15 protein-coding genes are annotated in these 12,867 nt (G+C 58.3%); 8 read left to right on the forward strand and 7 right to left on the reverse strand.

What is annotated here, in order from left to right; all coding sequences use genetic code 11:
• Positions 1-39 precede the first annotated feature (39 nt).
• The 3 genes from AB4N85_RS08890 to AB4N85_RS08900 all read right to left on the reverse strand — a co-directional run bounded on the left by AB4N85_RS08890 (position 40) and on the right by AB4N85_RS08900 (position 2,884).
• The gene (locus AB4N85_RS08890; protein WP_252867630.1) at positions 40-1,494 is read right to left on the reverse strand and encodes a TrkH family potassium uptake protein; all 1,455 of its coding nucleotides are present in this window, start codon (positions 1,492-1,494) and stop codon (positions 40-42) included.
• 284 nt (positions 1,495-1,778) lie between these two features.
• A complete protein-coding gene (locus AB4N85_RS08895; protein WP_122706234.1) occupies positions 1,779-2,069 on the reverse strand; it encodes a hypothetical protein in 291 nt (96 codons plus the stop codon).
• Complete coding sequence (locus AB4N85_RS08900; protein ID WP_252867631.1) at positions 2,066-2,884, reverse strand: NAD(P)H-dependent oxidoreductase; 819 nt, start codon at positions 2,882-2,884, stop codon at positions 2,066-2,068. The genes AB4N85_RS08895 and AB4N85_RS08900 overlap by 4 nt, the downstream gene beginning before the upstream one ends.
• A gap of 89 nt (positions 2,885-2,973) precedes the next feature.
• Between AB4N85_RS08900 and AB4N85_RS08905 the strand changes: the two genes are divergently transcribed.
• Entirely contained in the window at positions 2,974-3,933 is a 960-nt protein-coding gene (locus AB4N85_RS08905; protein ID WP_050977893.1) for a LysR family transcriptional regulator, read from the forward strand.
• A gap of 169 nt (positions 3,934-4,102) precedes the next feature.
• On the opposite strand, the gene AB4N85_RS08910 is transcribed toward AB4N85_RS08905, so the two are convergent.
• The gene (locus AB4N85_RS08910; RefSeq protein ID WP_130927275.1) at positions 4,103-4,414 is read right to left on the reverse strand and encodes a hypothetical protein; all 312 of its coding nucleotides are present in this window, start codon (positions 4,412-4,414) and stop codon (positions 4,103-4,105) included.
• A gap of 353 nt (positions 4,415-4,767) precedes the next feature.
• Here AB4N85_RS08910 and folE point away from each other — a divergent pair, with 353 nt between their 5' ends.
• From folE to AB4N85_RS08935, 5 genes are all read left to right on the forward strand, one after another.
• Entirely contained in the window at positions 4,768-5,325 is a 558-nt protein-coding gene (folE, locus tag AB4N85_RS08915) for a GTP cyclohydrolase I FolE (protein ID WP_252867632.1), read from the forward strand.
• 45 nt (positions 5,326-5,370) lie between these two features.
• On the forward strand, positions 5,371-5,913 hold the full coding sequence (locus tag AB4N85_RS08920) for a DUF3833 domain-containing protein (RefSeq protein ID WP_122746185.1): 543 nt from the start codon (positions 5,371-5,373) through the stop codon (positions 5,911-5,913).
• Positions 5,910-6,620 (forward strand): SDR family oxidoreductase, encoded by a 711-nt coding sequence (locus AB4N85_RS08925; protein ID WP_125927069.1) that lies wholly within the window; start codon positions 5,910-5,912, stop codon positions 6,618-6,620. Before AB4N85_RS08920 ends, AB4N85_RS08925 begins: the two co-directional genes overlap by 4 nt.
• A 14-nt stretch (positions 6,621-6,634) precedes the next feature.
• Positions 6,635-6,940 (forward strand): DUF6482 family protein, encoded by a 306-nt coding sequence (locus AB4N85_RS08930; protein ID WP_016774774.1) that lies wholly within the window; start codon positions 6,635-6,637, stop codon positions 6,938-6,940.
• Between the two features lie 126 nt (positions 6,941-7,066).
• Positions 7,067-7,870 (forward strand): DUF1206 domain-containing protein, encoded by an 804-nt coding sequence (locus tag AB4N85_RS08935; protein ID WP_056786090.1) that lies wholly within the window; start codon positions 7,067-7,069, stop codon positions 7,868-7,870.
• Between the two features lie 42 nt (positions 7,871-7,912).
• Here AB4N85_RS08935 and AB4N85_RS08940 read toward each other — a convergent pair whose 3' ends face one another.
• Positions 7,913-9,205: an Nramp family divalent metal transporter gene (locus AB4N85_RS08940; RefSeq protein WP_371699886.1), complete on the reverse strand. Its 1,293-nt coding sequence runs from the start codon at positions 9,203-9,205 to the stop codon at positions 7,913-7,915.
• Positions 9,206-9,479: 274 nt separating this feature from the next.
• Between AB4N85_RS08940 and AB4N85_RS08945 the strand changes: the two genes are divergently transcribed.
• Both AB4N85_RS08945 and AB4N85_RS08950 read left to right on the forward strand, forming a co-directional pair.
• Positions 9,480-10,613: a lactonase family protein gene (locus AB4N85_RS08945; protein WP_435406325.1), complete on the forward strand. Its 1,134-nt coding sequence runs from the start codon at positions 9,480-9,482 to the stop codon at positions 10,611-10,613.
• A 118-nt stretch (positions 10,614-10,731) separates the two neighbouring features.
• Entirely contained in the window at positions 10,732-11,973 is a 1,242-nt protein-coding gene (locus AB4N85_RS08950; RefSeq protein WP_252867634.1) for an MFS transporter, read from the forward strand.
• Position 11,974: 1 nt separating this feature from the next.
• Here the strand turns inward: AB4N85_RS08950 and AB4N85_RS08955 are convergent, their stop codons facing one another.
• Together AB4N85_RS08955 and rclC are read right to left on the reverse strand one after the other, a co-directional pair.
• Positions 11,975-12,202, reverse strand: a complete 228-nt coding sequence (locus AB4N85_RS08955) for a DUF2790 domain-containing protein (protein ID WP_252867635.1) — start codon at positions 12,200-12,202, stop codon at positions 11,975-11,977.
• Positions 12,203-12,232: 30 nt separating this feature from the next.
• Positions 12,233-12,808 (reverse strand): reactive chlorine resistance membrane protein RclC, encoded by a 576-nt coding sequence (gene rclC, locus AB4N85_RS08960; RefSeq protein WP_252867636.1) that lies wholly within the window; start codon positions 12,806-12,808, stop codon positions 12,233-12,235.
• Positions 12,809-12,867 lie beyond the last annotated feature (59 nt).

The following is a 12,867-nucleotide window of genomic DNA, read 5'->3' on the forward strand; positions in this document are numbered from 1 at the left end:
ACAGGCAACAATCGGCGTCTCTGCCAGCGATTGACTGGCTCAATATCTCCAGAAGACCGGGGTCACGAGCACCAACACCGTCAGGATTTCCAACCTGCCTAGCAGCATGCCAACGGTGAGTAGCCATTTGGCCGCATCCGGCAGTGACGAGAAATTACCTGCCGGCCCGATGATTGTGCCCAGGCCGGGGCCGACGTTACACACCGCCGTAGCGGCACCGCTCAGAGCGGTAATCCAATCAAGCCCGATCAGTGCCAGGCCCAAAGCGATGGCGGCAATCGTGATGGTGAAAAAAAACGAGAAGGTCAGCAGCGAACGGACGATCTCCTCGTCGATGGGATGGCCGTTGTATTTTTTCTGAATCACGGCCCGAGGGTGAATCAACTGCTTCAAGCTGCTGACCAGAAGCGCGGCAGCCACCTGAAAACGGAAGATTTTCAGCCCGCCTGCCGTTGAGCCGGAGCAGCCACCGACGAAGGTCAGATAGAAAAACAGCAACACAGCGAAGCTGCCCCACAAGGTGTAGTCGCCAACCGCAATTCCGGTGGTCGTGACGACCGAGGTCACATTGACCGCCACGATACGAAACGCGTCCCACCATCCGTAGTCGCTGTGAAAATACAGCCAGGTACCTACTGCCAACGATGTGACGAGCAGGAATCCAATAAACCCGCGTACCTGGTGGTCCCTGATCAGCGCACGCCGATTGCCCCGACAGGTTGCGACGTACAAGGTGAATGGCAGGCTGCCCAGGATCATGATGACTACCGCCACCCAGTGGATTGCTGGCTGCTCCCAGTGCCCGAGGGAGGAGTCCGACGTCGAGAACCCGCCGGTAGAGATCAACGACATTGCGTGGTTGATCGCTTCGAATGGGGTCATTCCTGCGAGCCAGAGCGCCAAAGTGCCGATACCCGTCAGGCCCAGATAGAGCAAAAGAATGTACTTGGCTGCGACATGAGAACGTGGTGTCACTTTCTCCGACCAGTCCGAGGACTCTGTCTGAAAAAGACGCATGCCGCCGACTCGCAAGAGCGGAAGAATCGCGACAGCCATTCCGATAAAACCGATGCCGCCTAACCAGTGCAGCATGGAACGCCAGATCAACAAGCCGGGAGAGGCGATATCCAGACCGGTGAGTACCGTCGAGCCAGTGGTGGTGATGCCCGACATCGTTTCAAAGAACGCATCGGTGTAGCTGATATCACTGATGAAAACCATGGGTAACGCTGCGAAGGCGCACACAACAACCCAGCTAGCGGTAGTCAACAGGTACATGTCCCTGGGCCGAAGATTGCCAGTCTCCGGACGCCCTCGCACGATCAACAGCAGACCACAGATGAAGGTAATCAGACTCGACCAGAGAAAGGCCGACAGTTCGTCGCTATGCTCATAGATCACCAGCGTCATCATGGGTATAGCCATGCTTACCGCCAGGGTGATCAAAAAAATACCCAAAATGAAGCCGATAAGCCGAATTGCTGCGAGGGACATCACGATACCGTTCCAAATTAGCGCCGCGCAGTATCGGATGCCCTCAATAAAGACTGCGTAAATTCTCCGTAAAATTTTGACCTGCAATCAGTCAGGCTGCGGGAGTCAAAGCGTGGCTATGAGTCAATTACAGGCCTTCGCAACAGGCCGGAAACGGCAGAAGCCGCCAGTGCCAGCCCTCTTCGCATCAAACGAGTCCCGGCCTGACGCTGCATGTTGCGCGTAAAATCTGGCTGCAGCATGCAGCGCCGTGCAAACGGGAGTTGATCTGCGCTGATCGCTCATCAGGAGGAAACGAGTTTCTCGTAATCAGAGAAGGGCTTGAGCGCGCAGTACTGCACGTGTAGCAGATTCCCTTTGACGTAAGGCAGCGCCTCGATGTAATCACGCGCCTCTTCGAAGGTGACGGACTCCAGTTCAAACGCGGCACCGGGACCATCGGCCAGCCCATGAACTGCGCGCACGATACCGCCAGCGAAGCCTTGCCAAACGTGCACTACCTCCGGTTTCGCCAGCCGCTTGAAGTCTTCTGCCGCTCCATCAGCACGGCGAGTCAGAATCACGAAGGTTTTCATGTCACCTCCTCCGTTTTCAGCTGCTTGCGCTGGATTGTTTCACCATAAGCAACGTGCGCCATTATGCCGCTCTGGCCCACGGCCACATTCGGTTTAAGCTCATTGCGGGGAGTGTAGTCCCCACCGTTTTGGGGCCGGAAGGGTATTGGCGCATCTGTGAACAAATCCTCGAGTCGGGTGCGCCAAGCCTCTTTAGCTGCGACGGCATCTGCGGCGGTCAAGTTGCCAGTGCCGTATATGGCGAACGTCGGCAGCACATCGAACCCAGGAAAGTAGAGCGAGCCGTGCGTGATCGGAAACAGCAATTGCTCGAGTGGTCCGTTGATGCCGCGCGGCGAGTAGTCTTCTGCGGGGCCGCCGACAGCGACTGACAACATGGCCCGCTTGCCTTTGAAAGCGCCGTCACCATAGCGGTAGGCGTTGCCAGCGTCCTTGTAGCCGTGGGCGAGTCCGGCTGCCCAGACGCGATCTATCCATCCCTTCATGATGGCAGGCATGCCGTACCACCAGAGCGGAAACTGGAAGATGACTACGTCTGCCGCTAGAACCTTGTCTTGCTCCGCCGCCACGTCAGGGCTTTGGCTGCGATGACGATAGGCGTGGGCGGACTCTGCTCCGAACGAGAGCCGCTGAGGGTTGGCCCGCTGAGGAAAGTCGTGCTCGTCGAATATCGCTTTCCAGCCCATGGCGTATAGATCGGATTGCAGGACCTCGTGTCCTTGCGCAGTCAAGCATTCAACAGACACATCCACCAGTTGCCGCGTTAGCGACGAAGGCTCGGGATGGGCATAGATGATCAGTACTTTTTTCGACATGAAGGACGGCTCCGCTGTGATTTCGAAGGAGTGTCGCGGGGCTCGGGCCATCTGTGAAATCGCAAAATTTTGCTGCTAACATAAGATCGATGGATACCAGACGCCTTGATCTAAATCTGCTTGTGACGTTGGAGGCCCTTCTCATTGAGCAGAACGTGACCCGGGCTGCCGCTCGTCTGCATTTGAGCCAGCCAGCAGTCAGCGCTCAGTTGAGCCGTCTGCGCGACGTCTTCAACGACCCTCTTCTGATCCCCGCGCAGCGTGGAATGACGCCCACCGTCAAAGCCTTGGAGCTGCTCGTGCCGCTTCGCCAGGCACTTGACCAGGTAAGGGCGACCGTCACTACTCATCTGAATTTCGAGCCCGCGACGGCGAGCCTGACGGTATCAATCGCCTGCACGGATTACGTGCAGGCGGTTTTGATCAAACATCTCGTTGTCGCCATGCGACGCGAAGCGCCGGGTGTCCGCATCGCACTGCGCGTCCTGGACGTACCACAGCTGGAGCTGCAGATGACCCGCGGCGAGGTGGATCTGGCCGTGATAAACATGAACGGGGTTCCGCCCGCACTGCACTCGCAACACCTCTATGATGAGAGTTACGTGCTGATCGGGCGTCGTGGGCATCCAAGCCTGCGCGCGGGCCTGACCGTGGATGAGTTCGCGCAGCTGGAACATGTCGTGGTGTCACTGCGCGGCGGAGGCTTCTCTACCTCGGTGGATCACGCCTTGGTAGCGCACGGGCTGCGGCGTAACGTCGTTCATTCAGCGTCGTCATTTCTTCCAGTACCGGAGTTGGTCGCGCAGTCGGATTGTGTGGCCCTGGTTCCAAGTCGTCTTGTAGACGGTCGCAGCGAGCAACTGCTGTGCGTAGCCCCTCCCTTGCCGGTGGAAGGTTTTGCGATTGGCTTGTTCTGGCATGAGCGGTCGGATGGGCACGCCGGCTTCAAATGGGTACGTGAGTTCATCACTCGCGTGGCCGATTCTCGTGCATCCGATTATGGCAACCCAAGAACTCTGACAACCTTAAAACCCGTCCAGACAAGCTAGCGTGTCGAGTACTCGATAGGTCAAAGGCTCGCTGGTTGGCTCGCTCTTGCAAGCTCGCTGAGGCAATAAATTTCCATCCATCTACGTATGGCCGATTATGGTTTTATCGGCATACCTGAATGACTGTTTTTGGCCGGAAGCTGCCTCCCAGGCAGCGAACCGTGAATGGTCACTCGTCAAACAAGGTCCAGCCATGGCAAATGCCGGCAAAGTCTTTTGCCGTAAAAAATAATGTCAGTTCCTTTGGGTCAAATTCTTTGTAGAGCCAATGCCCAGGAATGGGGCCTCTCGTTATCGCGTATTCCAAGCGGTATTTTTGAACAGGTCCAAAACCGATGGAGCGTGAGTTCAACTCAAACCTGTCACCTCTGTTGAGCGCCCATAGCTTTTCAACAAGGCAGTCATCAAGCACCACCTCTCCCGCTACCTCAATGAGATACTTTGAATGAAGTTTCTGTTGAAGCCTAATGCTTCTGGCCATGCATCAACCTACCTATGAATAGTCCGAGCATCGACGCAATAATACTTGAACATGATGACGAGCGCTTTGGGTTGAAAAAAGTTCGCTGGGCGTACGCTCTGGCCGATAGCTGCCATCCGCCACCGGCAGCTATGAGCTGAGACGCCCGTACATCGGCGCCACGCAAGCCGCTCACCAAACCTGACCCCAGGTTTGTCCTGCCTGAAATCCCAAACCCGCACAAAAAAATCACCGATTCATTGTCAGTTGATTTTTTTCGGCCTATCTTGAATAAAACCTATACAGCCAACCTGTATGCGTACAACCTTTTCACCCGACTGTGTCCTTAACCCGCACCGCCACGAGTAACCCGAATGAGCCCACTACTAGCCAGCCATTACCGTGAAATCCTCGTTGGCGTCGGTGAGAACCCGGAACGCGAGGGTTTGCTGGACACGCCCCAGCGCGCCGCCAAGGCGATGCAATACCTGTGCAACGGTTACGCGATGAGCCTGGAAGACGTCACCAACGGTGCGCTGTTCGAGTCGCAGGGCGATGAGATGGTGATCGTCAGCGACATCGAGCTCTATTCGCTGTGTGAGCACCATATGCTGCCGTTTATCGGCAAGGCGCATGTGGCGTATATCCCCACTGGCCGGGTGTTGGGGCTTTCGAAGGTGGCGCGGGTGGTCGACATGTTCGCGCGGCGCCTGCAGATCCAGGAAAACCTTACTCGGCAGATTGCTCAGGCGATCCAGCAGATCACCGATGCTGCCGGTGTCGCGGTGGTTATTGAAGCCAGGCACATGTGCATGATGATGCGCGGTGTCGAGAAGCAGAATTCGATCATGACCTCCTCGGTCATGCTCGGTGCCTTTCGCGACAGCTCGACGACGCAGCAGGAATTTCTCCAGCTCATCGGCCGGCGCTAGGCCTATACACGGCCTGTTAACTGTACAAGCACAAGGAGTAGGAAGATGACCCGATTTCTGCTGCTGTTAGGACTGGCGCTCAGCATTGCAAGCTGCGGCAGTGTCGATGTTGCTCGTTATGCGGATCAGCAACCGGCATTGAGTCTGGAGCAGTTCTTCAGCCAGCCCGTCAAAGCCTGGGGGATGTTTCAGAAACGCAACGGCGAAGTGGTCAAGCGTTTCGAGGTTGATATCGCCAGCCGTCGTGAAGGTGAAAACCTGATCCTCGACGAGCGCTTCCGTTACAGCGACGGCACCCGTGAACGCCGAGTCTGGACCCTCACTCCCGGGGGCAATGGTCAGTGGAGCGGTCGCGCGCATGATGTGGTCGGAGTTGCTCAGGGCCAGATCGCAGGCAACACCTTCCACTGGCGTTATCGCCTGAACCTGCCAGTTGATGATTCGACCTACGAGATGAGCATGGACGACTGGATGTACCTGGTCGACGAAGACACGTTGATCAACCGCACCCGTATGTCCAAGTGGGGTTTCGAAGTCGGTCAGGTGACGGTGTTCTTCCGGCGCCAGAACGCTGGAGCGAACCCATGAGCAGTGGGTTGACCCTGGCCTCGTTCGGCGACGGTTATCGCGCCTTGGTGATCGGCGCCAGTGGCGCCCTCGGCACGGCGTTTTGCCAACATTTGAAGCAGGATCCACGCTGCGCCAGCGTCCGTACGCTGGGACGCAAAACTGTGCCGAAGCTCGACCTCGAGCAGCCCGAAACGATCGCCAGCGCCGCCGCCGAACTGGCAGGCGAAGCGCCCTTTCACCTGATCATTCACGCGGCCGGCCTCCTCCATCGTGACCGGATCAAGCCGGAAAAAAGCTACAGCGCAATCGAAGCCGAGTCGCTGCAGGCCGTGTTTCAAGTCAACACGCTGGGGCCTGCATTGCTGCTGCGCGACTTTCTGCCATTGCTTGCACCTCAAGGCGCGATGGCGATGCTTTCGGCAAAAGTCGGCAGCATCGGCGACAACCGTTTGGGCGGCTGGTACGCCTATCGCGCCTCCAAGGCTGCGCTGAACATGCTGATCAAGACCGCCGCCATCGAGCTTTCGCGCACGCGACCGCAGAGTCGCTTGCTCAGCCTGCACCCGGGCACGGTGGTCTCGCCGTTGTCGCAACCTTTTCGCGGAGCCGCAAGCGCCCGCCCGGCAGACATTGCCGCTGCGCAATTACTGAGTCTGATTGACACGCTGACGCCGGCCGATAGCGGCCATTTCTTCGCCTACGATGGAGAACGCCTGCCCTGGTAGGCAAGGAGTGAAGCATGAATCTGCAAACCCTCACCGAACGTGCGGCCAACAGTGAAGTTCGCGAACTGGAGCTGCTGTCACTCGAAGGTGGATTTTATCTGGCGAGAATTCGCGTAGATCAGGGCCAGTTCACCTTGCTCGATGACGCGGCCAAGCCAATGCACCTGCGTTCAATCACCCACCTTCGCGACTTGCTGCAAACCGTGCCGGCGTTTCCCTGCGTGCTGGTGCAGCAATGCGTGCACGACGAAATGTGCGGCCGGGATTCAGGGCCGGTCGAAGAGCTGCGCATTCCGTTTTCGCTGACCACGCCGTTATGACGCCGAAGCAAGGCGAGCGCTGAATGGCAGGCTGATAAAGCGCGCGTCGCCCACCGGCGACGCATTTATCGAACCCCTGCTCCGTCCACGGGTCTGCTTCACATCGATTCCCTGGAAGTAAATCCCATGTCCACTCAACACACACTTGTCCTGCTTGCCCGAGGCGGATACGCCGCGCGCGGCGTTCTGTATCTGATCATCGGCATCTTCGCGCTGCTGGCGGCGCACGACTCCACCAAACCGAAAGACAGTCACAAAAGCCTCGAAGCGTTGCTCAGCCAGCCCTTCGGCTACGTGCTGATCGGTGTTGTGGTCGCCGGCCTGCTGGCCTTCGCCGCCTGGCGTGCGCTGCAAGCGATCCGCGATGTCGACCACCACGGCAGCGAGTTCAAAGGCCTGGTCATTCGCGCAGGTTTGCTCGCCGGCGGTCTGGTCAACGCGGCGCTGGCCTTCTTTGCCTTGGGTCTGTTGGTGAGTGGCCTCAGGAGTTCCGGCGGTTCCGGCGATGGCAAGACCAAGGATCTGCTCGCGCAGCTGCTGTCATTCGAGCATTCGAACCTGTTGATCTACCTGATCGCGCTGATCCCGCTCGGTGTCGGTATCGCCCACATCATCAAAGGCTGGAAGGCCTCGTTCGAGAAGTACTTCGAAGCGGATGACGAAGTGATGCGTTACGTGCGCCCGGTGTCGCGCTTTGGCTTGATCGCCCGAGGCGTGGTGTTTATCGAGATTGCAGTGTTGATGGCGGTCAGTGGCTCGGTTTACCAGGCAACCAATCCACCCGGCATGAAGGAAGCGCTGGATGCTTTGCAGAATCTGCCGGCAGGCGGCGTGCTGTTGATGCTGATGGCGTTAGGGCTGATCGCGTTTTCGGTGTACAGCTTTTCCGAAGCGGCCTGGCGCCGGATCGAAATGGATGTGCCGCTGTAAGCGGCGATTCGAGGGGGCGTGTGCCCCCTCGACTGCTTCCCGTCAAGTAAACAGATCAACGCCCAACTGGAACGCTACCCATAGCGCCAGACCTGTAGCAAACATCAGCGCGATGTTTTCAAACAGGTTGTTGCGATATTGCTTGTCCAGCAGCGATTTCTGGTTGGACATGATCAGCAAGCCCAGGGAAATCACCGGCAAACCAATGATGTTCAATGCGCTGACACCAATGGTCAGTGTGACGAAATCCGGCATGCCCGGCATCGACCAGATCAGCGGCGTGACCAGGATGAACAGCATGAACCACTTGTGCATCGGGTCGTGATGGAACTCTTTACCGTACTTCTCGCGACGCTCAGGACGAACATGCTGGAAGGCATCGGTGATCAGCATCGGAAACGCCGTGGTCTTGCCTGAAATACTGGCGAACAGCGTCGCGAACACGCCGATGAAGAACACGTACCAGCCGATCGGGCCGAAGAAGATTTCCAGCGCCTTGCCCAGATCGCCCAAGGTTTTCACCTCGATGCCGTTGGGCCGCAGGATTTCCGCACCGACGATCCAGATCGCCAGGTTGATGATGATCCCGACGAACACCGCAAACAGCAGATCGTTACGCTGAATGCGCTTGTGCTGCGGCCCGGTCCAGCCTTTCTGGCGCATGACATAGGGGTGCACGAAGTTGGCGATCGAGCCGGCAACCGCGCCGATCACTGAAACCGCCACCAGCAACGCGCCATGCACGCCTTCGTCCGGTGGAATGCTGAAGCCGATGGTGCCTTTGATGATGCCGCTGACATCCGGACCGGACATCACCGCCAAAGCGATGAACGCCAGGGTCATGATCGCCAGCAGCAGCTTCATCACGCCTTCGATCATCGTGTAGATGTTGCGCCCGACCAGCATCCAGACCGCCAGCACCACCGCCACCGAGCACAGCAATGGCTGATCGATCTTGAACAGCATCGCCAGCGACTCCCCTGCCCCCTTGATCATGTAGGCGTTCATCAAGTGCCCCATCAACAAGGCATAAACCAACATGAACCAGGCAAACACCGGGTTGAGCTGGGCGTAGCCCTGCAGGATGGTCATGCCCTGGTTATTACACAGCTGGAACCGGGCAATGATGTTGACGATCAGGTACCTGAGCAACAGCGAGACCGCCAGCACCCACATCATTGCGTAGCCGTAATTCGCACCGGCCACTGACGACGTGATGAGATCGCCCGCACCGAGCCACGACAGCACGGCGATAATGCCAGGGCCGAGCAGTTTCAGCGTACGCAGGAACAGGTTTTGCGGTTTTGCAGCGGCCTGATGATCGAGTGGAGCCATGCTCGTCATAGGGGTATCTCCGTTATTGTTTTTGTGAGAATTGATGCAGTGCGCACATTAGGTAGGATGTCGTACAACAACGCTAACAGGAGAGTATGTAAAAATGTTTCACAACTCGCTGATTACCGTGCTGCTCGATCATTTCTGCTGATCAACATCCTCTAATACGCGTCTATAAAACCAGGCTAGGCGACGTTCCAGCTCCATGAAATAGACATTGAAGCCTTCGCCAATCACTCATAGGATGACTGATCACAACAACAATAAGGCTAAAATGATGAACAGAACGCTCTTGATTGCTGCGCTCGCCTCCACGTTGAGCGTGACGGCCAATGCCGCCACCTATGCCTACATCTCAAGCCCCGGTGACGGTCTGATCTCGCAGTATCGCCTTGATCAGAGCAATGGCGCGCTCACCCTCGTTGAGCAGATTCAGGCCGGTGATCAGGTCAATCCCATGGCTCTCTCCCCGGATGGCAAGGTGCTGTTTGCAGCCTTGCGCGTCAAACCCTTTCAGGTGCTGGGTTACCGGATCGATCGCCAAAGCGGTCGCCTGACAAAATTCACCCAAGCGCCCCTGGCAGAGAGCATGGCCTACCTGTCGACCGATCGAAAAGGTCGGTACCTGCTCGCCGCGTCCTACGGCGCCGATGCGCTCAGCGTTCAAAAGATCGGCGAGGATCAGCAACCTTCCGCCAACATCCTGCGCTACCCGACCGGCCTGCACGCGCATTCGATTCGCACCGAGCCGAGCAATCGCTTTGCCTACGCTGGCAACCTGGGCACCGACAAGGTGCTGCAATATCGCCTGGATGCCGAGACTGGCGAGCTCAGCGCGATCGGCAGCGGCGCGGTCAGTGTTCCGGAGAAAACCGGGCCTCGGCACCTGGCGTTCTCGCCCGACGGCAAATTCCTTTACGTCGTCGGTGAAATGAGCGGCACCGTGACGGCGTTTTCGATCGACGAGGCCAGCGGCGCGTTGACCCGAATCGCTGAAGCCAACGGCATTCCCGAGCGATTGAAACTGGCCCACGGCGAAGTCCGTGATGCGCGCAACAACGACTTGAAAGACGATCCGACCCCGCGCATCTGGGCTGCCGACCTGCGCATGTCGCCGGATGGAAAACTGCTGCTGATGAGTGAGCGCACCAGCAGCAGCGTTTCGGCATTTGCCGTGGATCCGGCATCAGGAGCACTCAAGTTCCTCGATAACTACCCGGTGCAAGAACAGCAACCGCGAAATATCGCCTTCTCCCCCGATGGCCACTGGCTGCTGGTGACGGGCGAGAAAAGCGCCAAGGTCGGTACGTACGCGGTGAGCAAGGATGGCGCGCTGAAGCGTGTCGGTGAAGCGGCCTCCGGCAAAGGCGCATTATGGATAGAAATACTGCAAACGCCTGATGCATGAATATCTGCGGAGCAGCAACTGCTCCGCCGTTCTGCAACTAATCCCCCGCCGCTTCGGTCATTAGGTTTGCCGAGGTTGATACATTTACGCAGACCTCACTTTCAAGAGACTGCCCACCGTGATCAGCCATCTCGATCGCCGCAACAACCGCTCGCTGGACAGTCTGAATTTCTTCCTCGCCGATGTTCGCGACGGCCTCGGGCCGTACCTCGCCATCTACTTGCTCGCCGTGCACCACTGGGACCCGGCCAGTATCGGCGTGGTCATGACCATTGCCGGTATCGCCGCACTGATCACGCAGACGCCCGCTGGTGCGCTGGTTGACAGCAGCCGGGCGAAACGGGCGCTGGTCATCATCGCCGCGCTATTGGTCACGGTGAGTTGTCTGCTCCTGCCGTTCATTTCGTCATTCAGTCTGGTGGCATTGACTCAAGCCTTGAGCGCGGCGGCAGCATCTATTTTTGCCCCGGCCATCTCCGCGATCACCCTGGGCATCACCGGCCCGCGAGCATTCACCCGGCGTACCGGTCGCAACGAGACGTTCAACCACGCCGGCAACGCGTGCGCAGCGTTATTAGCCGGTTTGTTTGCCTATCTGTTTGGTCCGGTGGCGGTGTTTTATCTGATGGCGGTCATGGCGCTGGCCAGCGTGATTGCCGTGCTGTTCGTCTCGGCCGAGGCGATTGATCACGACGTCGCGCGCGGTTTGCAGCCTGGCGATCAAAGCCATCAGCCGTCCGGGTTCAAGGTACTGCTGAGCAATCGCCCGTTGCTGATGTTTGCCCTGTGCTGCGCGCTGTTCCACTTGGCCAACGCGGCGATGCTGCCGCTGGTGAGCCAGAAACTCGCGCAAGCCAACTTGCACATGGCCACACCGCTGACGTCGGCGTGCATCGTCGCCGCGCAACTGGTGATGGTGCCGATGGCGCTGCTGGCCGGCGCGAAAGCCGATGTATGGGGGCGCAAACCGTTATTGCTGGCGGGTTTTCTGATCCTGCCGCTGCGTGGCTTGCTCTACACCTTCTCGGATGATCCGTACTGGCTGGTCGCCGTGCAGTTGCTCGACGGCGTCGGCGCTGGTTTGTTCGGTGCGCTGTTTCCAGTGATGGTCAAGGATCTGACCCTCGGCTCCGGGCATTTCAATGTCAGCCTCGGCGCGCTGACCACAGCGTTTGGCCTGGGCGCGGCGCTGAGCAACGGGCTAGCCGGTTTTGTCGTCGAAGCCGCCGGTTACAGCGCCGCATTCCTAACCCTTGCCGCAATTGCAGGAGCAGCGTTTCTGCTGCTGTTGATCGCTGTTCCGGAAACGCTGCAGCGGACTGAGAAAATCGAGTCCGCTGCGGTTATGGGCCAAACCTGAGCTAATCGCCACCGCAGCCATCGCCTAAAACGCTGTACGTGGCGACATGCCGCTGGCCGTGGCTGTCTTCATAGACGACCTCCACCGGAACAATTCCGCAGGCGGCGCTGGTGTCGGTGATGCTGATGATTTTGGCGATATCCAGTGGCACGCCGGTTTGTGCAGGTTCGGTGGCGGCGAACACGTTGCCGGCGAGGATGGTGAGGGTCAAAGCAATAAACGTTTTCATGGTGTGATCTCTCTATAAAGGGGAAGGAATTCAGGCCTGACGTTCAGTCAGCAATTGGCGCGCGGAATCGGCCATGACCGGCAGCGCTCCGGCGAGCATCAGGACGTCTTTGAGCACCAGGCGTCCGGCACCGGACAGATAGGGAAAGCCATGCTGACCATCGCCCAGCGCAGCGACCCAGGCTTCAGGCGTGGTAACCAGAAAGCTCAGGGTCACCAGCGGCGTAGCGAACGCCAGCGCGCCACCGAGCAGGCCGGTGCGGCGGGAAAGTGGGTTGGACAGGACCAGCAGACCGATGACGATTTCCACCACGCCAAGCCCGGTGGAAAAACCGTAGGTGTTGTTCGCGGTCTGCCAGGCGCGCTTGTCGGCGTTCAGCTCGCCCTCATGGGTCAGGTGCGCCTTGTAGTCCTGCGGGTGTTCGTAGAAGAACGACATCACCGGGCTGTTGGCGACGAAGGGCGTGATGCTGTCGGCTTCGTACGGGACGAATTTCAGCGCGCCGATCCACAGGAAGACGATGGCGATGGCCGCGCGCATCAGCGGGATACCGAGGCGATCGAGTTTGCCGAGCTGTTGTAGTCCGGCGTTGATTGAGGTGAACATGCGACGTCTCCAGATCAATGAAAGTGGAGTCAGTCTGCGGTGCTACCGAATCGCGCTTT

The sequence above is a fragment of the Pseudomonas sp. H1_G08 genome (assembly GCF_054681355.1).